At 68.5% G+C, this 24323-nt stretch carries 21 protein-coding genes; 8 read left to right on the top strand and 13 right to left on the bottom strand.

Features of this window, described 5'->3' with window-relative positions:
- Window positions 1-201: 201 nt before the first annotated feature.
- Window positions 202-1047: a TauD/TfdA dioxygenase family protein gene (locus tag ATE62_RS15740; protein ID WP_058810195.1), complete on the bottom strand. Its 846-nt coding sequence runs from the start codon at window positions 1045-1047 to the stop codon at window positions 202-204.
- Window positions 1048-1212: 165 nt separating this feature from the next.
- Between ATE62_RS15740 and ATE62_RS15735 the strand changes: the two genes are divergently transcribed.
- The 3 genes from ATE62_RS15735 to ATE62_RS23370 all read left to right on the top strand — a co-directional run bounded on the left by ATE62_RS15735 (window position 1213) and on the right by ATE62_RS23370 (window position 2644).
- Entirely contained in the window at window positions 1213-1584 is a 372-nt protein-coding gene (locus ATE62_RS15735; protein WP_058810196.1) for a glycine zipper 2TM domain-containing protein, read from the top strand.
- A 128-nt stretch (window positions 1585-1712) separates the two neighbouring features.
- On the top strand, window positions 1713-2273 hold the full coding sequence (locus tag ATE62_RS15730; RefSeq protein WP_058810197.1) for a peroxiredoxin: 561 nt from the start codon (window positions 1713-1715) through the stop codon (window positions 2271-2273).
- Window positions 2274-2401: 128 nt separating this feature from the next.
- A complete protein-coding gene (locus ATE62_RS23370; RefSeq protein ID WP_156420671.1) occupies window positions 2402-2644 on the top strand; it encodes an antitoxin Xre/MbcA/ParS toxin-binding domain-containing protein in 243 nt (80 codons plus the stop codon).
- Window positions 2645-2890: 246 nt separating this feature from the next.
- Here ATE62_RS23370 and ATE62_RS15725 read toward each other — a convergent pair whose 3' ends face one another.
- From ATE62_RS15725 to gyrA, 3 genes are all read right to left on the bottom strand, one after another.
- Window positions 2891-4966, bottom strand: a complete 2076-nt coding sequence (locus ATE62_RS15725; RefSeq protein ID WP_058810198.1) for an amidohydrolase family protein — start codon at window positions 4964-4966, stop codon at window positions 2891-2893.
- A 98-nt stretch (window positions 4967-5064) separates the two neighbouring features.
- A complete protein-coding gene (locus ATE62_RS15720) occupies window positions 5065-5373 on the bottom strand; it encodes a DUF952 domain-containing protein (protein ID WP_058810199.1) in 309 nt (102 codons plus the stop codon).
- Window positions 5370-8075: a DNA gyrase subunit A gene (gyrA, locus tag ATE62_RS15715; RefSeq protein WP_156420672.1), complete on the bottom strand. Its 2706-nt coding sequence runs from the start codon at window positions 8073-8075 to the stop codon at window positions 5370-5372. The genes ATE62_RS15720 and gyrA overlap by 4 nt, the downstream gene beginning before the upstream one ends.
- 242 nt (window positions 8076-8317) lie before the next feature.
- On the opposite strand from gyrA, the gene ATE62_RS15710 reads away from it, so the two are divergent.
- From ATE62_RS15710 to ATE62_RS15700, 3 genes are read left to right on the top strand one after another with little or no spacing between them, the layout of a single operon-like run.
- Complete coding sequence (locus tag ATE62_RS15710) at window positions 8318-9529, top strand: hypothetical protein (protein WP_058810201.1); 1212 nt, start codon at window positions 8318-8320, stop codon at window positions 9527-9529.
- Window positions 9530-9589: 60 nt separating this feature from the next.
- Window positions 9590-10564, top strand: a complete 975-nt coding sequence (locus ATE62_RS15705; protein ID WP_058810202.1) for a hypothetical protein — start codon at window positions 9590-9592, stop codon at window positions 10562-10564.
- Entirely contained in the window at window positions 10561-11943 is a 1383-nt protein-coding gene (locus ATE62_RS15700) for a sensor histidine kinase (RefSeq protein ID WP_058810203.1), read from the top strand. The genes ATE62_RS15705 and ATE62_RS15700 overlap by 4 nt, the downstream gene beginning before the upstream one ends.
- Before the next feature lie 58 nt (window positions 11944-12001).
- Here the strand turns inward: ATE62_RS15700 and ATE62_RS15695 are convergent, their stop codons facing one another.
- The gene (locus ATE62_RS15695) at window positions 12002-13285 is read right to left on the bottom strand and encodes a citrate synthase (RefSeq protein ID WP_058810204.1); all 1284 of its coding nucleotides are present in this window, start codon (window positions 13283-13285) and stop codon (window positions 12002-12004) included.
- Between the two features lie 38 nt (window positions 13286-13323).
- On the bottom strand, window positions 13324-14778 hold the full coding sequence (gene gltX, locus ATE62_RS15690; RefSeq protein ID WP_156420673.1) for a glutamate--tRNA ligase: 1455 nt from the start codon (window positions 14776-14778) through the stop codon (window positions 13324-13326).
- A gap of 103 nt (window positions 14779-14881) precedes the next feature.
- On the opposite strand from gltX, the gene ATE62_RS15685 reads away from it, so the two are divergent.
- The gene (locus ATE62_RS15685; RefSeq protein WP_231736288.1) at window positions 14882-16996 is read left to right on the top strand and encodes a ComEC/Rec2 family competence protein; all 2115 of its coding nucleotides are present in this window, start codon (window positions 14882-14884) and stop codon (window positions 16994-16996) included.
- Here ATE62_RS15685 and lexA read toward each other — a convergent pair.
- The 3 genes from lexA to moaC form a co-directional block, all read right to left on the bottom strand.
- Window positions 16950-17636, bottom strand: coding sequence for a transcriptional repressor LexA (gene lexA / locus ATE62_RS15680; RefSeq protein ID WP_058809392.1), 687 nt, complete (start codon window positions 17634-17636; stop codon window positions 16950-16952). The genes ATE62_RS15685 and lexA overlap by 47 nt on opposite strands.
- A gap of 64 nt (window positions 17637-17700) precedes the next feature.
- Window positions 17701-18891 carry a molybdopterin molybdotransferase MoeA gene (locus ATE62_RS15675; RefSeq protein ID WP_058809391.1) on the bottom strand — a complete coding sequence of 397 codons (1191 nt, stop codon included), beginning with the start codon at window positions 18889-18891 and terminating at the stop codon, window positions 17701-17703.
- A complete protein-coding gene (gene moaC, locus ATE62_RS15670; RefSeq protein ID WP_058809390.1) occupies window positions 18888-19361 on the bottom strand; it encodes a cyclic pyranopterin monophosphate synthase MoaC in 474 nt (157 codons plus the stop codon). Before moaC ends, ATE62_RS15675 begins: the two co-directional genes overlap by 4 nt.
- Window positions 19362-19573: 212 nt before the next feature.
- Here moaC and ATE62_RS15665 point away from each other — a divergent pair, with 212 nt between their 5' ends.
- The gene (locus ATE62_RS15665; protein ID WP_231736287.1) at window positions 19574-20575 is read left to right on the top strand and encodes an alpha/beta hydrolase; all 1002 of its coding nucleotides are present in this window, start codon (window positions 19574-19576) and stop codon (window positions 20573-20575) included.
- A 122-nt stretch (window positions 20576-20697) separates the two neighbouring features.
- On the opposite strand, the gene trpC is transcribed toward ATE62_RS15665, so the two are convergent.
- The 4 genes from trpC to ATE62_RS15645 form a co-directional block, all read right to left on the bottom strand.
- Entirely contained in the window at window positions 20698-21489 is a 792-nt protein-coding gene (gene trpC / locus ATE62_RS15660) for an indole-3-glycerol phosphate synthase TrpC (RefSeq protein WP_058809388.1), read from the bottom strand.
- Window positions 21486-22484, bottom strand: a complete 999-nt coding sequence (gene trpD / locus ATE62_RS15655; RefSeq protein ID WP_058809387.1) for an anthranilate phosphoribosyltransferase — start codon at window positions 22482-22484, stop codon at window positions 21486-21488. The genes trpC and trpD overlap by 4 nt, the downstream gene beginning before the upstream one ends.
- Window positions 22481-23071 (bottom strand): anthranilate synthase component II, encoded by a 591-nt coding sequence (locus ATE62_RS15650; protein WP_058809386.1) that lies wholly within the window; start codon window positions 23069-23071, stop codon window positions 22481-22483. The genes trpD and ATE62_RS15650 overlap by 4 nt, the downstream gene beginning before the upstream one ends.
- Window positions 23072-23244: 173 nt before the next feature.
- Window positions 23245-24318, bottom strand: a complete 1074-nt coding sequence (locus ATE62_RS15645) for an alpha/beta fold hydrolase (RefSeq protein WP_058809385.1) — start codon at window positions 24316-24318, stop codon at window positions 23245-23247.
- Window positions 24319-24323: the final 5 nt, after the last annotated feature.

Genomic DNA, 24323 nt, shown 5'->3' with positions numbered 1-24323 from the left:
GGGGAAGGGGGCGGTTGGTCGGGTTGGGGCGGGAGCGGACGGTTGCAGTCACAAAGATCCTCCCCACGCGAAGCGATGGGGAGGTGGCAGCCCGCAGGGGTGACGGAGGGGTTCGACGCCGTCAGGTGTCGGTGCAGGGCCGGACCCCTTCGCGGCGGTCCCCCTCCCCAACGCTTCGCGATGGGGAGGATCAGTTCGCCCTCACGCCCCCTCCCACGCCGCGATCGTCGTGCGGTGGAGCAACCGGTCGTAGCCGTCGTAGCCCCCCGTCGCGCGGTGGAGGACCGAGCGATTGTCCCACAGGATGAGCATGTCGGGCTCCCATTTGTGGGTGTAGCGAAATTCCTCGCGGCCCTGCCAGTGGAGCAGTTCGACGATCAGCGGGATCGCCTCGGCATCGTCCATGCCGTCGATGCCGATGATATAGCCCGCGCAGCCGAACAGCCCCTCGCGGCCGGTCTCGGGATGCTTGCGGATGATCGGATGGAGCTGGGTATCGAGCGCCTCGTCGCCCGAGACGATGTCCATGCTGCGGTCCTTGTCGTTCGCGCCGTACATGCCCGAGGGCGCGTAGCCTGCGCGGGCGCTGTGGATCGCCTGGCGGCCCTCGATCTTCGCGCGCAAGGCATCGGGCATCGCGTCGAGCGCGGCGTGCTGGTTCGAAAATTCGGTGTCGCCGCCGACGGGCGGGATGGTGATGCCGAGCAGGCAGGTGCCCGCGGGCGGTCTCGCCTGGAAGCTCCAGTCGCTGTGCCAGTTTTCGGCGAAGAGCGGCGCGGTCTCGTCGTGGCGGCGGCGCACCGCGATGACATGCTGGCGGCCCGGGATCGGCTTGATGAAGGGATCGTCGCCGAAACCGCCGAAATAGCCGGTGAAGCGCTCGAGATCGTCGTCGCTCATCTCCTGCCCCGGAAAGGCGAGGACATGATGGTCGAGCCAGGCGGCGCGGATGTCGGCGACGGTGGCGGGGTCGAGCGGCTGCGTCAGGTCGACGCCGTTGACGCGGGCGCCGCAGGATTGGCCGCTGGGGGCGATGGTCAGGGTCATGGCACGATGCTGCGCCTGTTGTCGCGCGGCGTCAATCGGGCGCGGTGGGCCGCCCCGAAAGCTGGTCGAAGCGAGGCGCCAGGGGCTTGGGGGCGGGCGCAATTCAGCGAGGCGCCATGTTCGCCGCCCTAGTCTGGAGGCGAGGGGTCCAGTTGGAGAAAATCGATGTTCCTGCTCAAGAAGCTGGCGCTCACCGCGCTGATCGGCGCGAGTGCCGTCGCGGCGCTGCCCGTCGAGGCCGAAGCGCGCGATCGGCACCACCGCCATGGCTATTACCGCGACCATGACCGCTACAGCGATTACCGCCGCGACTATCGGCGCGATTATCGCCGGGATTATCGCCGCGACTATCGCGAGCGCCGCTATAACTGCCGCCGCGGCAGCGGCACGACCGGCCTGATCGTCGGCGGCGCAGCGGGCGCGCTGCTCGGCCGCGAGGTCGACCGGTACGGCGACCGCCTGCCCGGCACGATCATCGGCGGCGCCGCGGGCGCGCTGATCGGGCGCGAGATCGATCGCGGCGGGCGTCGCTGCTGATATTGCGCGCGCGGCGGCGTTCCGGTCCGGAGCGCCGCCGCCGTGCGACGATTTTTGCGGCGCGCCGGCGAATATCGGCTAGACTGGCCACGGCGGCGTCCGGTTCCGCCGGTCGTGGAGATCGCCCGATGAAAGCCCTGATGAAATTCGCCATGCCGCTGAGCCTCGGCCTGTCGCTCGCGGTGTTGCCCGCGCCGTTGGGCGCTGCGCTGCAGCAGGGGGCCAAGGCGCCCGATTTCACGCTGAAGGCCGCGCAGGGCGGCAAGGAGTTCGACCTGTCGCTGAAGTCGACCCTGCGCAACGGCCCGGTCGTGCTCTATTTCTTCCCCGCCGCCTTCACCCCGGGCTGCACGGTCGAGGCGCATCTCTTCGCCGAGGCGAACGGCAAGTTCAACCAGCTCGGCGCGCGCGTGATCGGGGTGACCGCGGGCAATATCGACCGCGTGGCGGAGTTCTCGCGCTCCGAATGCCGCGACAAATTCGCGGTCGCGGCCGACCCGGGCGCGAAGGTCGCGGCGAAGTTCGACGCGACGATGCAGGCGCCCGACGGGCGGACCTTGTCGAACCGCACCTCCTATGTGATCGCCCCCGACGGGACGATCTTGCTCAGCTACACCGACAGCAAGCCGCAGGCGCATGTCGAGAAGACGATGGCAGCGGTGCGGGCCTGGAAGGGGCGGCGGAAGTAGGTGCTGCGGGCCGGGCGATAGCCGTCGAGCTGCTATATATTCGCGCAGAGGCGCAGAGGCCGCAGAGACGATGTTCTCTTTCTCTGCGATCTCTGCGCCTCTGCGCGCATCAATTCGAAGGATTGCCCATGTCTTTTGAGGTTCTTGTCGCCGAATATCCCGGCGACGGCGCGTGGTCGCAATTCGCGCAAGCGGTTGGTGCGGCCGACGACAAGATTCCAAGCGTCACATATGCGGTGCTTGGGGATAGAAGTCTAAGTTGGCTGGAAGCGCCGGTGCCTGCTTTGGATGGAAAAAGTCCTCGCGAAGTGTTGAACGAGCGCCCTAATGGCGAACTGATTATTCGGTCGTTGGTAATGCGGATTCATTGAACAGCCGCTTCCTATTCTCCTCCCGGTTGGTCCTTGATGAACGGGATGGAGCGACTGCTAGCGGGCGGAAGGCGACGCCGGTGTAACCCACTTTCGTCACCCCGGGCTTGACCCGGGCCTGCCTTTTCTTTGATCCGACGGCGAAGGAAGGAAGGCGGGTCCCGGGTCAAGCCCGGGATGACGACCGGACAAACGTCTGCTCCCCACCCCAAAGCGGTCAATCAGAGCACAGGGTGGGGCGCCTCCCTACTTCGGCCGCCCGCCATACCCCGCCGCCTTGCGCAGTTCGTCGGCGTCCATGACATAGCCGTCGCTGACCACCGTCACCACGCGGCGGAGCGCGCCGAGGTCGGTCGCGGCGTCGCCGTCGACGAGGACCATGTCGGCCTCCTTGCCCACCGCGATCGACCCGGTGCGCTGGTCGGCGCCGACGACGCGCGCGGGGAGGATGGTGGCGCTCTGGATCGCCTCGGCGGGGGTGAAGCCCGCCTGGCGGTAGATTTCGAGCTCGCGGATCAACTCGATGCCCCAGCCGTCGGTGCCCGCGACGATCGGCACGCCCGCCTTGTGCAGGCGGCCGACGAGGTCGACCATCTTGGCGTAGCTCTTGCGGTAATCGTCGCGGGTATAGCCCTCGACCAGCGGATAGCCGCCCGCGGTGAACGCCGAGCGCTCGATGACGGGCGAGACGATGCCCATATAGGGCGCGTAGGCGGGGTGCGGCTTGCCGCCGTCCTGCGTCAGCATGCCTTCGAAGATGACGATCGTCGGGTCGACGATGGTCTTTTTCGCGGCGAGGTCGGCGACGAAGCCCTTCATCAGCGGCGCGTCGAGGTCGACGTCCTTGAAGAAGCGCGCGGGCCCCTCCATCCGCTGGCGCGTGTTCGCCTTGTCGATCACCTCGCGCGGCATCGATTCCATGACGACGAAATTGAGGTGCGTGAGCTCGTCATACCCTGCGGCGACCGCCTCGCTGGGCTTCATGCCCGCGGGGACGTGGCCGTGGACGTGGAGGCCGAGCTTGTGCGCTTCGGCGGCGGCGGGGGCGATCCACGCGGGGTTCATCGAGGTGTAGAATTTGACGCCCCACAGGCCCGCTTCCTTGACGCGGCGGACCGCGGCGATGGCTTCGTCGGCGCTGCTGACGACTTCTGCGCCCTGCGCGGCGAGCGGGTCCTTCTTGTCGATGATGACCGAGATGAAGGGCTCGCCCATGAGCAGGCTGCCGTCGGCGCGGCGTTTGGTCGCCTCGACCGCACGGTCGAAGGTGGTGCCGGGGCTGCGGAAGCTGGTGATGCCGTTCGCCATGTTCGACAGCACGTCCCAGTCGTCGCCGATGTGGAGGTGACTGTCCCAGATGCCGGGGACGAGCGTCTTGCCCTTGCCGTCGATGACGCGGGTGCCCGCGGGGGCCTTGAGCGACCCGGCGGCGCCGATTGCAGCGATCTTGCCGTCCTGTGCGAGCACGGCGCGGGCGGGCAGGAATTCGCCCTTGTCGGCGTCGAACAGCTGGACATTGTCGACCAGCACGGGCGCCTTGGCGGCGGGGGTGAGGAAGCGCTTGGCGACCGCGGCTACGGCCTCGGCCGTGGCGGCTTCCTGCGCGTTGCGGAGCTGCTTGAGCGCGCCTTCGTAACCCGCGGGGATCGTCGAGATATAACTGATGTCGGCGAAATAGCGCTTCTTTTCGTCGAGCCAGACGGGGAGCGGCGAGGGGAGGATGCCGTGCATGAAGGCGAGCTGGACGGTCTTGGGGCCGTTCGGGCCCTGGATGGTCTGCGTGTCCGCGAAGGTCAGATGGCCCTTGCCGCTGGGCAGGAAGGACAGCCCGGCATCGCCCGCGGCGGCGAGCGCGTCGATCATCGGCGCGCCCGCGATGCCGACGCCGCCCGCCGGGATGTACCAGCCGCCGGCGGGCGCTTCGCCGCTGTCGTTCGCGGTCTTCCACGTCGCGCGGCCGTCGGCGACGCGATACTCCTCGGCGGCGTCGCCCGACATGGTCACGCCGCGCACGGTGGTCGCCGCGACGGTCCCGTCGGGGGCGAAGCTGGTCACCTGGTCCATCTCGGTGATCCAGCCGCGCAATTCCTGCGACCAGCGATAGGCGGTGCGGCCGTCGGGAAGCTGCCAGCGCCACTGGTCGCCATGCTTGCCGGCCTCCGAAACGACGACATAATGCGCCGCGTCGGCGGGGGGCTTGAGCAAGTCTTCCTTGGGAACGGGCTTCGACGCCGCCGCGGGGGCGGGGGCCGCGTCATGCGCGAAGACGGGAAGGGCGGCGGTAGAGGCCAGCAGGGCGGCGGTCAAAAGCAGGCGCATCATATTCTCCCCTGTGCGCGGTAAAGCGCGACAATGGGTGGAGAATTTCGGCGCGCGAAGCAAGATGCGACGGGCGGCGACCGTGCATCGACGAAGGCGGTTCAGTCGCGCTTCTGCAGCCCGATCACCGCGTGCATCGGCAGCTCGGCGTAGATGTGCGGGAAGAGGTCGCCGCCGCGCGCGGGTTCCCAGCGGACGCTGTCGCCGAGGCAGGCGAGGTCCACCTCGGCGATCATCAGGCCCGACTGACCCGCGAAATATTTGGCGATCGTCGCCTCGAGCTGCTCGGCGGTCGACAGGTGGATATAGCCGTCGGCGATATCCACCGGGGCGCCGCGGAAGACGCGCTCGCGCTCGAAATCGGCCCATTGCTGCGCGGTGAGCACCTTGAAGGCCGTGGGCGCCGTCATTCCGATGGCGCCTCGGTCTCGGGCGTTTCAGCCGCGGCGTCGCCCTCTTCCTCGTCGCTGTCCTCGATCAGCGCCGCCGAGACGACATGCTCGTCATCGGCCACGTTGAAAAGCTTCACGCCCGCCGAGCCGCGGCCGATGACGCGCATCGAATCGAGCCCCATGCGGATGAGCTTCGCCTGGTCGGTGACGAGCATCAGCTGGTGTATCTTGGTCGCGGGGAAGCTCGCGACGACGAGGCCGTTGCGCGCGATATTGTCGATGTTGGTGATCCCCTGGCCGCCGCGGCCGGTGCGGCGATATTCATAGGCCGAGGAGAGCTTGCCATAGCCGTTGGCGCAGACGGTGAGGATGAACTCCTCGCGCGCTGCGAGTTCGGCCATCCGCTCGGCGGGGAGCGTCGGTTCGTTCTCATTGTCCTTCCACGGCGCGGCGCGCAGATAGGCCTCGCGCTCCTCGCTGGTCGTGCCGACCTTGTGCAGGATCGAGAGCGAGATCACCTCGTCGCCGTCGGCGAGGCGCATGCCGCGCACGCCGGTCGAATTGCGGCTTTGGAACTCGCGGACGTCGTCGCCGGCGAAGCGGATCGCCTTGCCTTGGCGGGTGGCGAGCAGCACGTCGTCGCTTTCGTCGAGCAAAGCGACGCCGATCAGCCGGTCGTCCTCGTCCTCGCCCTCGAACTTCATCGCGATCTTGCCGTTCGAGGGGATGTTGGTGAAAGCGTCCATGCTGTTACGACGCACATTGCCCTTCGCGGTTGCGAACATGACGTGCAGCGCGCCCCATTCATTCTCGTCCTCGGGCAGCGGGAGCACGGTCGAGATGGTCTCGCCGGTGGCGAGCGGCAGCAGGTTGATCATCGGACGGCCGCGCGTCGCGGGCCCGCCCTCGGGCAGGCGCCACACCTTCATGCGATAGACCTTGCCCGCGGTCGAGAAGAAGAGCACCGGCGTGTGCGTCGAGGTGACGAACAAATTGGTGACGACATCCTCGTCCTTGGTCGCCATGCCGGCGCGGCCCTTGCCGCCGCGGCGCTGCGCGCGGAAGGTTTCGAGCGGGGTGCGCTTGATATAGCCGTCGAGGGTGACGGTCACGACCATCTCCTCGCGCTCGATCAAATCCTCGTCCTCGATGCCATCCGCGGCGGGGGCGACGATCGTGCGGCGCGGGGTAGCAAATTCGTCGCGCACCGCGACCAGTTCCTCGCGCATCACGCCATAGAGTTTGACGCGGTCGGCGAGGATCGAAAGCAGTTCCTCAATCTCGGCTGCCAACTCCCCGAGTTCCTTGCCGATTTCATCGCGGCCGAGCGCCGTGAGGCGGTGCAGGCGGAGATCGAGGATCGCCTTCACCTGCACTTCGGACAGGCGGTAGGACGTGCCTTCTTCGGCCTCGCCCTCGATCGCCTCGACGAGGCGGATGTAAGGCGCGATCTCGCCGATCGGCCATTCGCGCGCGAGCAGCGCCTCGCGCGCGGCGGCGGGCGAGTTCGAGCCGCGGATGATGCGGACGACTTCGTCGAGGTTGCTGACCGCGACGACGAGGCCGAGCAAGATATGCGCGCGGTCGCGCGCCTTGCCGAGCTGATATTTGCAGCGGCGGGTGATCACCTCTTCGCGGAACTCGATGAAGGCCGATAGAATGTCCTTCAGCCCCATCATCTCGGGGCGGCCGCCGCGGATCGCGAGCATGTTCGCTGGGAAGCTCGACTGCGCCGGGGTGTGGCGCCAGAGCTGGTTGAGCACGACGTCGGCGGTCGCGTCGCGCTTCAGCTCGATCACGACGCGAACGCCCTCGCGGTTGGTTTCGTCACGGATGTCGGCGACGCCCTCGATGCGCTTGTCGCGCGCCGCCTCGGCGATCTTCTCGACCAGGCCCGACTTGCCGACCTGGAAGGGAATCGACGTCAGAACAATCGATTGACGGTCGTTCCTGCCTTCCTCGATGACGTACGTCGAGCGCATCATGATCGAACCGCGGCCGGTCAGATAGGCGTTGCGCGCGCCGCCCTGGCCCAGCATCATCGCGCCGGTCGGGAAGTCCGGGCCGGGGATGATCGCCATCAGTTCCTCGAGGCTGAGCGCCTCGCCGCCTTCGAGCTGACGGTCGATCATCGCGACGGTCGCGTCGATCACTTCGCCGAGGTTGTGCGGCGGGATGTTGGTCGCCATGCCGACCGCGATGCCGCCGGCGCCGTTGACGAGCAGGTTTGGATAGCGCGCGGGCAGCACCATCGGCTCACTTTCGGAGCCGTCATAATTGGGCTGGAAGTCGACCGTGTCCTTGTCGAGGTCGTCGAGCAGGGTGATCGCGACCTTGGCGAGGCGCGATTCGGTGTAACGCATTGCGGCCGGCGGATCGGGGTCCATCGAGCCGAAATTGCCCTGGCCGTCGATCAGCGGGACGCTCATCGACCAGTCCTGCGTCATGCGCGCGAGCGCGTCGTAGATCGAGCTGTCGCCGTGCGGGTGATATTTACCCATGACGTCGCCGACGATGCGCGCCGATTTGCGATAGGGCTTGCCGGCGACATAGCCGCTTTCATAGGCCGAATAGAGGATGCGGCGGTGCACCGGTTTCAGGCCGTCGCGCACGTCGGGGAGCGCGCGGCTGACGATCACGCTCATCGCGTAATCGAGGTAGGACGTCTTCATCTCGTCGACGATGTTGATCGGCGAAATGCCGTCGTCGGGCGATTCCATAGGCGTATTTTCTTCGGTCAAGACCCGGCCTTTTTTCTGCTTTTCGGGAGGTGGTTCCGGTCTAGCCGAAGGGGGCGGCAAAGGCCAGCGATTCGGGCGATTTTCGCAGGAATATTTCACTGCCGAAACGCGTGCTTTAGCCGCGCAGAATGACGTCACGACGGCGCGAAAGCGGGGCTTGCCAATCGGCCTTCCGCGCCTAAAGGTCGGGCGGTGAGAATGACGCCGAGTTTCGCCCGCCGATGGCCCTGATCGCGCTGATCGGCGCGTGCGAGAGCGTGCCCGACGGCGGGCTGCGCGCGCTCGTCACCGTCGCCGGAGAAACGCTGATCGAGCGCCAGGCGGCGCGGCTCGCCGATGTCGGCGTCACCCATATCGCGATCGCGGTCGCGGCGGTGCCCGCCGACCTGCTCGCGACCTGCGACCGCATCCGCCGCCGCGGCATGAAGGTGACCCCGGTGCGCGAAGCGAGCGACCTGCTCGCGCTGGTCGAGGGCGACGACCGCATCATCCTGGTCGCCGACGGGCTGCGCGCCGGGGGCACGCATTATGCGGCGATCGCCAAGCCGGGCTCGCCCGCGATCCTGGTCACCGGCGACACGGTGCTGACGCAGGGGTTCGAACGCATCGACGCGACGCGGCGCTGGGGCGGGCTGGCCAGCATTTCGGACCATATGGTCCGCGAACTCGCCGAGATGCCGGGCGAATGGGACATGATCCTGACGCTGCTGCGCATGGCAGTGCAGGCGGGCGCCCGGCGGCTCTATTGCGAGCCGGCCCTGTTCGAGCAGGGCGAGATCGCGATCGTCGCCGACCGCCCGACCGCAGCGCTGATCGAGCAATCGAGCCTGCAACGCGTCGAATATGGCGGCATGGGGCTGGGGCGATCGGCGATCATGATGCCCGTGGTGCGGCTGCTAGGGCCGTTGCTCGTCAAATCCTCGGCGACCGCGCGCTATTTGCCCTATGTCACCGGCCTGCTCTGGATCGCGGTCGCGGCGCTCGCGGCGAGCGGGCTGGCAGCGGCGGGGGCGCTGGTTGCGATCCTCGGCGGTTTCGGTCTCGCGGCGATGCGCTTCGTTGCGGCGTTCCGCGCCGAAAGCGCGGCGCAGGACCGGGTGCGCCACATGATCCGCAGCTTCGCCTGGCTGCTGCTCGCGCTCTTTCCCTGGCTCGTCGCGCTCGGTGGGACGCGGCACGAGATGCCGCCCTTTTCGGAGGCCGCGCTGGCGCCGTGCCTCGCCGCGGCGATCCTGCTCGCGCGCTGGCTTTACGAGGATTCGGGCGAGCGGCGGCGCTTTCACTGGCTGCTGCCCGACGCTGACCAGGCGTGGATGATGCTGGCACCCGCGCTGATTTTCGGCTTCGCGCCGCTGATGTTCGCGATCCTGCCGCTGCTCGCGCTGTTCCAGATCTTGCTGTGGGTGCGCCTCGCGCGGCGGCCCGAGGCCTGATCCATCGCCGCGATCAAGGTTTAGTCGGCATTAACGCCAAGCTGCTATGCGCGAGTGAAGATGGCTGAGACCCCTCTCTTTTCGCAGCTGGCGTCGGTGAATCCGGCGCTGTCGGCGCGCCTGCAGGAAAGCACGGCTTTCCTCGCGGCGCCGGCGGCGACGCGATTGTCCGAAGAGCAGCGCGCGCTGATCCTGGGGATCGCGCGGCGGCTGGTCGAGAGTGTGGCGGGACTGCTGGGCGGCGCGGTCGATTCGCTTGCCTTGTGGGACGATTGGGCGGCACAGGGATTGCCCGGCGCCGCGCAGCTTTCGGGCCTGTGCTTCGCCCGCGCCGAGGAACATCGCTGGCGGGGCCAGCCGGTGCAGGACGTCGGCGAGGCGCCGCCGCCGCGCGTCATCGCCGCCGACGCTGCGATCGACGTGCCGGTTGCGGCCGACGATCCGCTGTCGGCGATCGACCGCGCCTATCTGGCGTTGCAGATTGCCGACCGGCGGCGTTTCGACGCACTGGGGCATCCGCGCATCGCGATGGAGGATATGGACCTCGACCTGCTCCGCGCCTTGCTGCTCGACATCGCGGCCTGGGCTCTCGTGCAGGCGGGCAAGGACAGCGCCGAGGCGGCGCGGCTGGGCGAAGCGGTGCGCGGCGCGCTGGCGCAGCATCGCCCCGAGCGCGGGATCGATCGCGCGGCGGCCGACTATCATGCGGCGCTGGCCGGGGTCGGGGCGGGGGCGCTGGCCGACGGCGCGGCGGCGGCGATCGCGCGCCACGACTGGCCGAGCTTCATCGCGCTCGCCGCGGCGACGCATAAATATCGCTACGACGCGATGGCGCTGGCGCTGATCACCGCCGAACCCGCGCAGCTGGCGCCGATGCTCGCGCCGCTGCTGCGCGACCAAGCGGCGCTGGTACCGCTCGAAGGATCGCTGGCGATGCTGCCGGGGCGCGCGGTCGCGAGCGCGGCGCCCGACGATTATACCGCGGCCTTGCAGGCGCGCGCGGCGCTGTTCGGCGAAGCGGAAGGCGCGGCATGATGGCCGAGCGCGTCATTCGCGGCCGCATCGACCGCGGCGGGATTCTCGTCAGCGGCGACGCGCCGCTGCTGCGCCTGCAGCAGCGCGCGGGCGGCGGCGAGGGTAGGCCGCTGGCGCTGCCCAATCTGGCGCGGCTCGTCGCGCTGGCGCAGCGGCTGCAGCGCGAGATCAGCCGGCCTTTGATCGCCGCCGACGACCATAGCGACATCCATGCGCTGGTGCGCATCCTGCCCGATGCCGAGGGCGCGACGCTGGAGATCAGCGACTGGCGCACGCGGCCGGTCATGCAGTCGCAGATCCCGCCGGTGACCGAGGTCGCGGCGGTGTCGCCGCGCGCGTGGATGTGGGAAAGCGACGTCCAGCTGCGGCTGATCGCGCTGACCGCGGGCGCCGAGGCCGACGCCGTACCGGCGGAGTGGGAAGGGCGCTCGCTGTCCGAGCTGTTCGAATTGCAGCCCGATGCCGACGGGCATTTTGCGGTACTGCGCGCGCTTGCGCGGCAGGCGCGCTTCGCCGGGCAGCTGGTGCGCACCGACGACGGCAAGGGCGGGCGGATGGCGATGACGCTGGCCGCCGAGCCCTTGTTCGACGCGACGGGGGGCTTCACGGGCTTTCGCGGCACCGTGCTGCCCGACGACGCGCCGCCGCCGGCGCCGGCACCCGCGGCGCTCACCGATCCCGCCTTCGGCTCGCTGCCTTTGTCCGACCCCGCCTTTGGGCGTCGCATCGACGGCGCGCTGCGCGGGCCGTTGGCGCGCATCATCGCGACCGCGGAGACGATCTCGGGCCAGTTCGACGGGCCGATCCGCGCCGATTATGCGCGCTATGCCGGCGATATAGCGCATGCGGGGCGGCATCTGCTGGGGCTGGTCGACGACCTCGCCGACCTCCAGAATATCGAGCGGCCGGGGTTCAAGGCGGCGCGCGACGAGATCGACCTCGGCGACCTCGCACGGCGCGCCGTGGGGCTGCTCGGCATGAAGGCCGAGGAAAAGGGCATCCGCATCGACGCGCCGCCCCTCGACGACAAGATGCCCGCGACGGGCGAGTTCCGCCGGGTTTTGCAGGTGCTGCTCAACCTGCTCGGCAATGCGATCCGCTATTCGCCCGAGGATTCGATGATCTGGATCCGCCTCGACCGCGACGGCGACCGCGCGACGGTGACCGTCGCCGACCAGGGGCAGGGGATCGACGCCGCGCAGCAGGCGGTGGTGTTCGAGAAATTCGAGCGACTGGGCCGTACCGACAGCGGCGGATCGGGGCTGGGCCTCTATATCGCGCGGCGGCTGGCACGCGCTATGGACGGCGACCTGACGGTGGACAGCGCGCCGGGGCAGGGGGCGAGGTTTACGCTGAGCTTGCCGGCGCGGGACGCCTGAATCGAAACGGCGGCGCAGTTTCCTGCGCCGCCGTTCGAAATTCCCTTGAAACTAGCGTTTATCGCTTGTCGACCGGCACGTACGGGCGCTGCGTCGGGCCCGTGTAGAGCTGGCGCGGGCGGCCGATCTTCTGCGCGGGGTCCGAGATCATCTCGTTCCACTGCGCGACCCAGCCGACAGTGCGGGCGAGCGCGAAGAGCGCGGTGAACATCGTCGTCGGAAAGCCGATCGCCGACAGGATCACGCCCGAGTAGAAGTCGACGTTGGGGAACAGCTTCTTGTCGATGAAATAGGGGTCGTTGAGCGCCATTTCCTCGAGCTGCAGCGCGACCTCGAACACCGGGTCGTTGACCTTGAGAGCCTCGAACACCTCGCGCACGGTCTTCTGCATCACCGTCGCGCGCGGGTCGTAATTCTTGTAGACGCGGTGGCCGAAGCCCATCAGGCGGAACGGGTCGTCCTTGTCCTTGGCGCGCGCGATATATTCGGGGATGCGTTCGGGACGGCCGATTTCGCGCAGCATGTTGAGCGCGGCCTCGTTCGCGCCGCCATGCGCAGGGCCCCACAGGCAGGCGATGCCCGCGGCGATGCACGCGAAGGGGTTCGCACCCGACGAACCCGCGAGGCGGACGGTCGAGGTCGACGCATTCTGCTCGTGATCGGCGTGGAGGATGAAGATGCGGTCGAGCGCGCGCTCGACGACGGGGTTCACGACATATTCCTCGGCGGGCACGCCGAAGGTCATGCGCAGGAAATTGCCGGTGTAGCTCAAATCGTTGCGCGGATAGACGAAGGGCTGGCCGACCGAATATTTATACGCCATCGCCGCGATCGTCGGCATCTTCGCGATCAGCCGGTGGCTGGCGATCATCCGCTGGCGCGGATCGTGGATCTCGGTCGAGTCATGGTAGAAGGCGCTGAGCGCGCCGACCACGCCGCACATCACCGCCATCGGGTGCGCGTCGCGGCGGAAACCGCGGTAGAAGGTCGCGAGCTGCTCGTGCAGCATCGTGTGGCGGGTGATCGTATTGTCGAAGTCGGCGAGTTCGTCGGCGCTCGGCAGCTCGCCGTTGAGGAGGAGGTAGCAGACCTCCATGAAGCTCGAATGTTCGGCGAGTTCGCCGATCGGGTAACCGCGGTGGAGGAGCACGCCCTCGTCGCCGTCGATATAGGTGATTTCCGATTCGCAGCTCGCGGTCGAGGTGAAGCCGGGGTCGTAGGTGAAGGCGCCGGTCTGGGCGTAGAATTTGCGGATGTCGACGACGTCGGGGCCGACGGTGCCCTTGAGCACCGGATTGTCGACGGTGGTGTCGCCCAGGGTGATTTTTGCAGTTTCGGTCATGTCATTCCCCTGATCTTGCGGCGGGAGAGTCGCGGTGGCTACGCCCCTGCCGGATTATTGTGCGCTGCGTCAAGTCGCGCCAGGCTGGCATCGCGGCCCAGCAGCAGAAGCACGTCGAAAATACCCGGCGATACGGTGCGCCCCGTGAGGGCCGCCCGCAGCGGCTGGGCCAGTTTCCCCAGCCCGACGCCGGCCGCTTCGCTTTCCTCGCGAACCGCGGCCTCCACCAATTCCTGCGACCATGTCGGCAGCGCGCGCAGACGATCGGCGATCGACGCGAGCATCCCCTCCGGCGTGTCCTTTAGCACCGCCGCGGCCTTGTCGTCCATCGCCAGCGGTTCGGGGACGAAGAGGAAGGTCGCGCCGTCGGCGATCTCGTGCAGCGTCTTGGCGCGCGGCTTGAGCGCGGGCATCGCCGCTGCGAGCAGATCCCGCTCGGCGGCGGTGAGGTCACGGCCGAGCAGCTTGCCCGTCATCGGCGCGACGAGCGCGGCGAGGCGAGTATCGTCGGCCTCGCGGAGATAATGGCCGTTGAGATTCTCGAGCTTTTTGAAGTCGAAGCGCGAGGGCGAGCGGCCGACATGGTCGAGGTCGAACCATTCGGTCGCCTGTTCGCGGCTGATGATCTCGTCGTCGCCATGGCCCCAGCCCAAGCGAAGGAGATAATTGTTCACCGCTTCGGGCAGGTAACCCATCTCGTCGCGATAGGCGTCGACGCCGAGCGCGCCGTGGCGCTTCGATAATTTGGCGCCGTCGGCGCCGTGGATCAGCGGCACATGCGCATAGACCGGACGGCGCCAGCCCATCGCGTCGATGAGGGCCAATTGGCGGAAGGCGTTGTTGAGATGGTCGTCGCCGCGGATCACATGCGTCACGCCCATATCGTTGTCGTCGACGACGACGCTGAGCATATAGGTCGGGGTGCCGTCGCTCCGGAGCAGGACGAAATCGTCGAGCTCGGCATTCTGGACGGTGACCTCGCCCTGCACCTTGTCGTGGATCGTCTCGGCGCCGTCCTGCGGCGCGCGCAGGCGCACGACGTGCGGGACCGCGGGGTCGCCGTCGCTGCGGTCGCGCCAGGGGCTGCGGACGCGGAAGGGCAGGCGCTTTTCCTGCGCCTCGGCGCGCATCGCGGCGAGTTCGTCCTGCGTCAGGTAGCAGCGATAGGCGGCGCCACTGGCGAGCAGCTCGTGCGCGACGTCGGCGTGGCGACCGGCGCGCGCGAACTGGAACACCGTCTCGCCGTCCCAGTCGAGGTCCAGCCACTGCATGCCGTCGAGGATCGCGTCGATCGCGGCGTCGGTCGATCGCGCGCGGTCGGTATCCTCGATGCGCAGCAGGAACTTGCCGCCATGGTGGCGCGCGAACAGCCAGTTGAACAGCGCAGTGCGCGCGCCGCCGATATGCAGGAAACCCGTGGGCGACGGGGCGAAACGCGTGACCACGTCTGCGCCGGTCGCTTCGGATGATATTGCTTGATTTTCGGTTGCCACCACGGCCTCTTTCACTCACTTTGCCGGCCCCGGCGAAGGTCCGGGGGCGGGGTTCGGGGGTGCCCCTAGCATGGCGACAAGGCCGCTTCAAACGCCCATTGGCATGGCGGTCGCGGCGGCGATGCGGCGGCTGTCCGAAAGCATCGAGGCGCGGCTCGACGCCGAGCGCGAGCGGATAGCGCTGTGGCTGCCGGTGATGCTGGGCGCGGGGATCGCGGCCTGGTTCTCCTTGCCCACCCAGATGCACTGGATCGGCCTGTTGCTGGCGCTCGCGGCGCTGGCGCTCACGGGATTGCTCATGGGGTGGCAGCGGCGCGCGGGGCGGATGCTGGTCCTTGGCAGCGCCGTGGCGGCGGCGGGGATGCTGTTGATCTGGGGGCGTGCGCTGTGGGTCGAGGCGCCGGTGCTCGCGGCGCCGGTGGTCACGCAATTTTCGGCGGTGGTCGAAAGTGTCGAGCCGCTGCCCGCCAAGGGCCAGGTGCGGCTGATCCTGCGTCCGCACGGCCGCCCCGACCTGCCGCCGCGCGTGCGGCTGACCGCCGACGGGGTGCAGGGGGCGGGGATCGCGCCGGGCGAAGCGGTCGGGCTGCGCGCGCGGCTGATGCCGCCGCCCGCGGCGAGCCTGCCCGGGGGTTATGATTTTGCGCAGCGCGCGTGGTTCGACCGGCTGGGCGCGGTCGGGACGGTGCTCGGCGAGATCCGGCGTGCGCCGGGGGCGGGGCAGGGCGAGCAGACGCTGCGCGCGCGGCTGAGCAGCCATATCCATCAGCAGATCGACGGATCGGCGGGCGGGATCGCGGCGGCGCTGGTCGCGGGCGACCGCGGCGCGATCGACCCCGCCGACGAGGAGGCGATGCGGCGGAGCGGGCTCGCGCATCTGCTGTCGATCAGCGGGCTGCACGTCACCGCGGTGGTGGGTTTCGCGATGCTGCTGGCGATGCGGCTGCTGGGCTTGAGCCGGCGGCTCGCGCTCGGCGGCTATGTGCTGCCGCTCGCCGCGGCGGTCGCGGCGCTGGCGGGGGGCGGTTATACGCTGCTGGCGGGGGCCGAGGTGCCGACCTTGCGCTCGTTCATCGCGGCGCTGCTGGTGCTCGTGGCGATCCTGCTAGGGCGCGAGGCGCTGACCCTGCGGCTGGTCGCGGCGGGCGCGCTGATCGTGCTGCTGTGGCGGCCCGAGGCGCTGGCGGGGCCGAGCTTCCAGCTGAGCTTCGCGGCGATCACCGCGATCGTCGCGCTGCACGAGGGGCGCTGGATGCAGCACTTCATGGCGCGGCGCGAGGAGGGCTGGCCGCGGCGGCTGGGGCGCGGGATCGTCGGGCTGGTGATCACGGGCCTGGTGGTCGAAGTCGCGCTGGCGCCGATCGCGCTCTTCCATTTCCACAAGGCGGGGCTCTACGGCGCGCTGGCCAATGTCGTCGCGATCCCGCTGACCACTTTCGTGATCATGCCTGCCGAGGCGCTGGCTCTGCTGTTCGACGCGGTCGGGCTCGGTGCGCCCTTCTGGTGGGTAGCCGAGCAGGCGCTGAAGCTGCTGATCTGGCTCGCGCACAGCGTCGCCGATGCGCCGGGCGCGGTCGCGACGCTGCCGGTGTTTCCGCCCTGGGGTTTCGGGCTCGCGGTGTTCGGCGGGCTGTGGCTGCTGTTGTGGCAGACCGGCTGGCGGCGCTGGGGCGCGGTGCCGTTGCTCGCGGGCATGGCGGTGCTCTTCGTCCAGCCGCGGCCCGACCTGCTTGTGACGAGCGACGGCAAGCATGTCGCGGCGGCGCTGCCCGATGGCAGCTATGCGCTGCTGCGCGACCGCGCGGGCGATTATGTGCGCGATTCGGTCGCCGAGGCGGCGGGGATCGACGCGCCGCTCGGCGCGCTCGCCGAGCTCGACCATGTGATATGCAACCGCGACTTCTGCCGCTGGCGCCAGCGCGGGCGGACGATCCTCGCGGCGCGGGGCCGCGACCGGATCGAGGGGAGCGAGATGGCGGCGGCGTGCGCGGCGGCCGATGTCGTGATCAGCGACCGCTGGCTGCCGCGCGAATGCGTGGGGCGCTGGCTCACGGTCGATCGCGACAGCCTGCCCCAGACCGGCGGGCTCGCGCTTTATCTGGGCGAGCCGCCGCGCGCAGCGGCCAGTCTACGTGCGGGCGACGAACATCCGTGGCGCCGCCCGCCGCAGGTCAGTGGTAACGACGAAGCAATCCCGACAATTTCCCCTGCACCATGACGCGCTCGGCCTCGTAGCGCTGGGGCTCATAGGCGCTGTTCGCGGGGTCGAGGCGGATCATCTTGCCCTCGCGGCGGAAATATTTGAGCGTCGCGTCCTGTCCGTCGACGAGCGCGACGACGATGTCGCCCTCGCGCGCGGTGCTGACCTTCTGGATCAGCGCATAGTCGCCGTCGAAGATGCCCGCCTCGACCATCGAGTCGCCCGAGACCTCGAGCGCATAATGTTCGCCCGCGCCGAGCAGCGCGGCGGGGACGGCGAGATTGTTGTAATCCTCGAACGCCTCGATCGGCACGCCCGCGGCGATCTTGCCGTGCAGCGGAACCTCGACGATGTCGTTCGCGGCGATCGGCTTGAGCTGGGGCGCGGGCTGGCGCAGCGGGATCACATTTTCACGAACTTTATGCATATCGGCGATCTTGCCGCCCTCGGGAAGTTTGACCACTTCGAGCGCGCGGGCGCGGTTGGGGAGGCGGCGAAGGAAACCGCGTTCCTCCAGGGCGCTGATAAGGCGATGGATTCCCGACTTGGACTTGAGGCCCAGCGCTTCCTTCATCTCCTCGAACGACGGCGAGATGCCGCTCGCGTCGAGCTTTTGCTGGATGAAGTGGAGCAGTTCATGCTGCTTGGCGGTCAACATCGGGCGTTCTCCATGAAGCCGGTTCGGACATAAGGAGAACGATAAAGGAACAGATGCGAACTTGTCAAGCGATGTCGATATAAGCGGCGACATCGCCCGCGTCGCGGGGGGCAGCGTCGATCTCGCGCAGGACGAGCGCCGTCGCGGCGGCGAGCGGGAAGGTGCGGCCGCTGTCCTGGCTGTCGAACACCGCGAGGCCGCCGTGGTGCAGCTGCGCGCGCAGATAGTCGCGGCGCTTGCCGCCGGGCCCGAGCGCGGCGCGCAGCGGGGCGTGGCGGATCTCGGGGAGCGGCGCGGCGGCGCCGGCGAGGTGGCGGACGAGCGGAATCAGGAACAGCGTCGCGGTGACGAAGGCCGACGAGGGGTTGCCGGGCAGCCCGAGCAGCAGCGCGTCGCCGAGCGTTCCGGCGATCAGCGGCTTGCCCGGGCGCATCGCGATCTTCCAGAAATCGAGCGCGCCGCCGGCATCGTCGAGCGCGCCGCGGACATGGTCGTGATCGCCGACCGAGGCGCCTCCGACGGTGACGATGACGTCGTGACGTCGTGCCAGGTCCTTCAGAACCTTGGACAAAGTCTCGCGGTCGTCGCGGATGTGGAGCGGCAGGCCGACGACCGCGGGCTCGGCGGCGAGCATCGCGGCGAGCATCGTGCCGTTGCTGTCGGGGATCTGGCCGGGGGCGAGCGCGTGGCCCGGCTGGACGAGCTCGTCGCCGGTGGTGAGGATCGCGACGCGCGGGCGGCCCCCGACGACAAGCTGCGCGCCGCCGCCCATGATCGCGGCGGCGATCGCGCCGGGGGTCAGGCGGCTGCCCGTGGGGAGGAGCGTCGCGCCGGTCGCAAAATCGCTCGCGCGGTCGCGGACATGCTGGCCGGGCAGCGTCGGGGCGGGGTCGGTCAGTGTGAGCGTGGCGCCGTCGACCGCGACATCTTCCTGAATCAGTACGGTGTCGGCGCCTTCGGGGAGGGGCGCGCCGGTGAAGATGCGCATCGCTTCGCCGCGGCTGAGCGGCGCGGCGGCGACGGCGCCCGCGGCGACCTCGCCGGCGACGGTCCAGGGGCCGGGCAGGTCGGCGTGGCGGATCGCATAGCCGTCCATCGCCGAGAGCGGCGCGGCGGGCTGGTCGCGCCGGGCGATGACGTCTTCTGAAAGATAGCGGCCAAGCGATTCGGAAAAAGCGACTTTTTCGGGCGCGAGCGGGGCGCGGAGTGCGAGGAGCCGGGCCTGGGCTTCCTCGACCGGGAGCAATTTGCTCATGCCGCGGACCAGTCGCCCGAGCGGCCGCCGCTCTTTTCGAGCAGGCGGATGTCGCCGATCATCATCGCGCGATCGAGCGCCTTCGCCATGTCGTAGAGGGTGAGCAAAGCGACCGAGGCGGCGGTGAGCGCCTCCATCTCGACCCCCGTGGGGCCCGTGGTCGCGGCGGTCGCGGTGACGGCGATGCCGTTCGCTTCCCAGGTGAAGTCGACACCGACCTTGCTCAGCGCGAGCGGGTGGCAGAGCGGGATGAGGTCCGAGGTGCGCTTGGCGGCCATGATGCCCGCGATGCGCGCGGTCGAGATGACGTCGCCCTTGGGGGCGTTGCCGCTGCGGATCGCTTCGAGCGCTTGCGGAGACATGGCGATGCGGCCCGCGGCGACGGCGTGGCGCTGGGTCGCGGGCTTGGCGCCGACATCGACCATATGCGCGGCGCCGCTGTCGTCGAGATGAGTCGGTTTGAGCGTCATGCCGGGGAGCGAAGCAAGGCGGGGGCGGAAAGGCAAGGGGAATGGATGCACGTGGCCCCGCGGCAACCTCCTCGCCTTCATCCACACTATTGGACCCACATGCTTGTGGAGAAATCGCAGACGGCCGTTGCCCGCGCATCCGCAACGAGGATAGTCTCGACCGTGCGACCAGCGGTTTGCGCCTTTCGGAACAGGAGATGAGTTTGTCACGCTTGCGCTTTGTCATTCCCTCGCTCCTGATTGCGAGCTGTCTGGCCGGACCGGCTGGTGCGCAGGCGGGCAAGACCGGCGGGGTGCCCGCCAGGATCGACATTCCGAAAGTCGAAAAGGAGGGCGTGTGGCAACCGACAGCCGACGGCATACAGGTGCCGCTATGGCCTGCACACGTCCCGCTCGCAAAGCCGGATACCGGCGATCATCCCGAAGCAACCGGCAATGGCTCTCCCCTGGTCGGCGGCAGGCCGTGGCATTGGGCCAGCTATGTCACGCGGCCGACGATGACGATCTATCGGCCGAAAGGGCGCAATAGAGGCACGACGATGCTGGTGTTGCCAGGCGGCGGATTCCACGCGGTGGCGACCGATCTGGAAGGCACCGAGATTTGCGAGTGGGTCGTTCGGCAGGGTATGACCTGCGCCCTGCTGAAATACCGGACGCCGCAAGTGTGGCCGAAGGAAAAGGGGAAACAGCAGCGACCGAAGATCCTCCTGGGTCTGGAAGACGCCCAGCGCGCGATGGGGCTGTTGCGGGAGCGGGCCGCGACCTACGGCGTCGAGCCGAACAAGATCGGCGTCATCGGTTTTTCGGCTGGCGCGTATCTCGCGGCGAATATGAGCAACACCGAGGAGCGCAGCTATCCGCCGGCCGACGCGGCAGACCGCCAATCCCCGCGGCCCGACTTTGCCATCATCGCCTATACCGCGCGAATGCTGGATAACAGCAAGGGGAGGAACAGCCTGGAACTGCAACCATGGGTCGAGATCAGCGCGAAGGCGCCGCCGACGTTGATCATCCACGCCATGGACGATCCCATCGACGATATCCGGCAGGCGATGGCCTATGCGCTGGCACTGAACGACGCGGGGGTGCCGGTCGATATGCGGCTGTACGCGAAGGGCGGTCACGCCTTTGGGATGCGGCCGACCGGCGATCCGATCACCACCGAATGGCCGGGGCAGGTCGAGCAATGGCTGCACAGCCTCGGCATGTTTTGATGCCGGATCGGTGGAGCCGAGGGGGCCGTTCTCGATCCTTGTTTGCAAAGGTCGCGCGGTTGGGGCGCGGCAACCAATCGGCGGCTAGCGCCGGACAGCTGGCTGCCGGCTAACCCCCAACATCAACCGCGGCCCTCCAGCAACGCCATCGTCGCAGCGGTCACGTCGGCCTGCCGCATCAGGCTTTCGCCGACTAGGAAGCTGTTCACGCCGCTTGCCGACAGGCGCTGGCAGTCGGCGTGGGTGGCGATGCCGCTTTCGCCGACCAGCAAGGTGCCCGGCGGGACCAGCTTGGCGAGTCGTTCGGTGACCGCGAGGTCGGTTTCGAAGGTTTTGAGATCGCGGTTGTTGACCCCGATCAGGCGCGATTGGAGCTGGCTCAGCGCGCGGTCGAACTCGGCCTCGTCATGGACTTCGACGAGGACGTCCATGCCGCGGTCGATGGCAGCCGCTTCGATCTCGCGCATCGCGCCGTCGTCGAGCGCGGCGACGATGATCAGGATCGCGTCGGAGCCGATCGAGCGTGCTTCGGCGACCTGCCACGGGTCGATCATGAAATCCTTGCGCAGCACGGGCAGGCTGCACGCGGTTCGCGCGGCGATCAGATATTCCTCATGGCCCTGAAAATAGGGCGCGTCGGTGAGCACCGAGAGGCAGGCGCCGCCGCCGGCCTCATAAGCGCGGGCGTGGTCGGCGGGGTTGAAATCGTCGCGAATCAGTCCCTTGGAGGGCGATGCTTTCTTGATTTCGGCGATCAGTGCGAATTTGCCCGCGTCGATCTTCGCCTGCAACGCCTTGTGGAAGCCGCGCACGGGGCCGGCGTCGATCGCGTCGAGATCGGCGATGCTGCGCGACTGGCGGCGCTCGGCGACTTCCTCGGCTTTGGTCGCCAATATCTGCGTGAGTTTGTTCATTTATAAGCGATCCAGCAGTCGAGCAGCGTGTTGGCGAGGCCCTTGTCGATCGCCTCGGCGGCTTCCTCGGCGCCTTCGGTGCGCGTTTCGACCGCGCCCGCGACGACAAGCGCCTCGGCGGCGTTGTAGAGCACCGCATCGCGATAGGCGCCGGGGTCGCCCTGGAGCAAAGCGCGGAGGGCTTGGGCGTTGCATTCGGCGTCGCCGCCGCGCAGTTCCTCGAGCGGGCGCGTCGGCAGGCCGGCGTCGGCAGCATGGCTGCGCTGCATGACGACGCCGTCGGGGGTGACCACCGCGACCTCGTTGCCGCCCGCGAGCGACAGTTCGTCGAGCCCCTCGTCGCCCGAGACGACGCGCGAATGCTCGGTGCCGAGGCGGTGCAGCGCCTCGGCATAGACGGGGACATAGGCGGGGCGCGCGATGCCGACGAGCTGGCGCGTGACGCGCGCGGGGTTGGCGAGCGGGCCCATGAGGTTGAAGATCGTCCGGCGGCCGAGCGCGCGGCGGATCGGCATGATGCGCTTCATCGCCGGGTGGCGCGTGCCCGCGAAGAGGAAACAGATGCCGAGGTCGGCGAGCTGCGCTTCGGCCATGCGGTCGGCGCGGTCCATGTCGAGGCCGAGCGCTTCGAGCGTGTCGGCGGCGCCCGATTTGGAGGAAGCGGCGCGATTTCCGTGCTTTGCGACGGGAACCTCGCACGCCGCCACGACGATCGCGACCGCGGTCGAGACGTTCAAGGTGTGGTGGCCGTCGCCGCCGGTGCCGCAGACGTCGATCGCGCCCGCAGGCGCTTCGACCGGGATCAGCCGGTCGCGCATCGCCTGCGCCGCGGCGGCGATCTCGACCATCGTTTCGCCGCGGTCGGCGAGCGCCGTCAGGAAACCCGCGACATCCTGGTCGCTGCCGCCGCCGTCGAGCATCACGCTAAACGCGTGCGCGGCCTCGTCATGATCCAGCAGCGCGGCGGGATCGGGGAAGGGGCCGAACCGGCTCATAGGCCCAAGCGTTCGTGTACCGGCAGGCCCGCGCTCGCCATGAAGTTCGCGAGCATCGCATGGCCATGTTCGGTGGCGATGCTTTCGGGGTGGAACTGGACGCCGTGGATCGGCAGGTCGGCGTGGCGGAAACCCATCACCGCGCCGTCGTCGCTGGTCGCGTTGATCAGCAGGCTCGGCGGAATGTCGACGACCTCGAGGCTGTGGTAGCGCGTCGCGGTGAGCGGCGAGGGCAGGCCTGCGAAGAGCCCGCTGCCGTCGTGGCAAACGGGCGAGGTCTTGCCGTGCATCAGGTGACCGCGCTGGACCGTGCCGCCGAAATGCTGGCCGATCGCCTGGTGGCCGAGGCACACGCCGAGCAAGGGGCGCGCGGCGTCGGCGCAGGCGGCGACGAGGTCGAGGCTGATCCCGGCCTCGTTGGGGGTGCAGGGGCCGGGCGAGATGAGGATCGCCTCGGCACCGGTCGCGAGGGCTTCGGCGGCGGTGAGCGCGTCGTTGCGTTCGACGCGCACCTCGGCGCCCAGCTCGATCAGATAATGAACGAGGTTGAAGGTGAAGCTGTCGTAATTGTCGATGACGAGGATCATGGGGTTGGGCCGTAATGCGGGAAGCCGCGCGAGTGAAGCAATATTGCGTGCGGAAAACCGAAGCTTTGCTTTGTCCGTCATGCCGGGCTTGACCCGGCACCCGCCTTTCCCTGTCTTGAGAAAGGCAGGCCCCGGATCAAGTCCGGGGTGACGATGGGCGGGACGTCGGCGATCTACTCCGCCATCAGCTTCGCGAGATCGTCTTTCCAGAACTTCGCCCACGTGTGCGTGCCGTGGCCCTTGGTTTCGGGGCTCGCGGGGATCAGGATGAATTTCGCGCGCGGCATGCGCGGCGCGGCCTTTTCGGTGATGCCGTAGAGCGGCGGGTTGATGAAATCGTCGGCGCTGTTGATCCAGAGCACCGGGACGGTGATTTTTTCGAGGTCCGCCCAGGGGTTGTAGGTGCGCGAGCTTTCGAGCTGGTAGATGGTGTCGTTGGCGTCATTGCGGCCGTAGACGCGCGCGAAAGCCTCATCCTTGTACTTCTCCGCCGCCTCGCGCGTCGGATATTGCGCCTGCAGAGCATAGGGGTTGGCGCCCGCTATGATGCTGAGCGTCGCGGCGGTGCGCAGGCCCGCGGCGGGCGGCGCGCTATAATTGCCCTCCTGCCACGCGGGATCGGCCTTGATCGCGTCGATCGACAGCGTGCGCCACATGCGGTTCTGCCCCGCAATCTCGACCGGCAGGCAGGCGAAGGGCGCGAGGCGCTCGGCGAAGCCGGGCCAGGCCTCGCCCCAGACGAAGGCGTGCATGCAGCCCATCGAGGTGCCGAGGATCAGCTTCAGCTTCTTCACCCCGAGCTTTTCGGTGAGCAGGCGGTGCTGCGCGGCGACCATGTCGGCATAGTCGTATTTCGGGAATTTCATGCGGAGGCCGTCGCTCGGCTTCGATGAGCCGCCGTGGCCGATATTGTCGGGGAGAATCACATAATATTTCGACGTGTCGAGCGGCTGGCCGGGGCCGAAAAGCTCCTTCGCGAACTGCGGCTGGAAGAATTGCTTGCCGGTGCCGCCGGTGCCGTGGAGGATCATCACCGCGTTGGTGACATTGCCCGCAGCGTCGCGCTGCGGCGTGCCGAGCGTGGTGTAGTGGATCTTGAGCTCGGGCAGTTTCTCGCCGGTGGCGAAGGTGAAATCCTTAAGGATGACGTCGGCTTCGGTGGCGCCTTCGACCTGGGCGTGGGCAAGATTTGGGGCGAGGGCGGCGCCGGCGAGCAGCAGGGCGAGGGGGGCGAGGATTTTCAGCATGGCGT

Source organism: Sphingopyxis sp. HIX (genome assembly GCF_001468285.1).
GTDB lineage: Bacteria > Pseudomonadota > Alphaproteobacteria > Sphingomonadales > Sphingomonadaceae > Sphingopyxis.
This window is presented reverse-complemented; position numbering and strand designations above follow the sequence as displayed.

Bases quoted from the DNA above. Each gene is read 5' to 3' on its own strand.
- ATE62_RS15740 (WP_058810195.1), bottom strand. From the start codon at position 1,047: ATGACCCTGACCATCGCCCCCAGCGGCCAATCCTGCGGCGCCCGCGTC.
- ATE62_RS15735 (WP_058810196.1), top strand. From the start codon at position 1,213: ATGTTCCTGCTCAAGAAGCTGGCGCTCACCGCGCTGATCGGCGCGAGT.
- ATE62_RS15730 (WP_058810197.1), top strand. From the start codon at position 1,713: ATGAAAGCCCTGATGAAATTCGCCATGCCGCTGAGCCTCGGCCTGTCG.
- ATE62_RS23370 (WP_156420671.1), top strand. From the start codon at position 2,402: ATGTCTTTTGAGGTTCTTGTCGCCGAATATCCCGGCGACGGCGCGTGG.
- ATE62_RS15725 (WP_058810198.1), bottom strand. From the start codon at position 4,966: ATGATGCGCCTGCTTTTGACCGCCGCCCTGCTGGCCTCTACCGCCGCC.
- ATE62_RS15720 (WP_058810199.1), bottom strand. From the start codon at position 5,373: ATGACGGCGCCCACGGCCTTCAAGGTGCTCACCGCGCAGCAATGGGCC.
- gyrA (WP_156420672.1), bottom strand. From the start codon at position 8,075: ATGGAATCGCCCGACGACGGCATTTCGCCGATCAACATCGTCGACGAG.
- ATE62_RS15710 (WP_058810201.1), top strand. From the start codon at position 8,318: ATGGCCCTGATCGCGCTGATCGGCGCGTGCGAGAGCGTGCCCGACGGC.
- ATE62_RS15705 (WP_058810202.1), top strand. From the start codon at position 9,590: ATGGCTGAGACCCCTCTCTTTTCGCAGCTGGCGTCGGTGAATCCGGCG.
- ATE62_RS15700 (WP_058810203.1), top strand. From the start codon at position 10,561: ATGATGGCCGAGCGCGTCATTCGCGGCCGCATCGACCGCGGCGGGATT.
- ATE62_RS15695 (WP_058810204.1), bottom strand. From the start codon at position 13,285: ATGACCGAAACTGCAAAAATCACCCTGGGCGACACCACCGTCGACAAT.
- ATE62_RS15685 (WP_231736288.1), top strand. From the start codon at position 14,882: ATGGCGGTCGCGGCGGCGATGCGGCGGCTGTCCGAAAGCATCGAGGCG.
- lexA (WP_058809392.1), bottom strand. From the start codon at position 17,636: ATGTTGACCGCCAAGCAGCATGAACTGCTCCACTTCATCCAGCAAAAG.
- ATE62_RS15675 (WP_058809391.1), bottom strand. From the start codon at position 18,891: ATGAGCAAATTGCTCCCGGTCGAGGAAGCCCAGGCCCGGCTCCTCGCA.
- moaC (WP_058809390.1), bottom strand. From the start codon at position 19,361: ATGACGCTCAAACCGACTCATCTCGACGACAGCGGCGCCGCGCATATG.
- trpC (WP_058809388.1), bottom strand. From the start codon at position 21,489: ATGAACAAACTCACGCAGATATTGGCGACCAAAGCCGAGGAAGTCGCC.
- trpD (WP_058809387.1), bottom strand. From the start codon at position 22,484: ATGAGCCGGTTCGGCCCCTTCCCCGATCCCGCCGCGCTGCTGGATCAT.
- ATE62_RS15650 (WP_058809386.1), bottom strand. From the start codon at position 23,071: ATGATCCTCGTCATCGACAATTACGACAGCTTCACCTTCAACCTCGTT.
- ATE62_RS15645 (WP_058809385.1), bottom strand. From the start codon at position 24,318: ATGCTGAAAATCCTCGCCCCCCTCGCCCTGCTGCTCGCCGGCGCCGCC.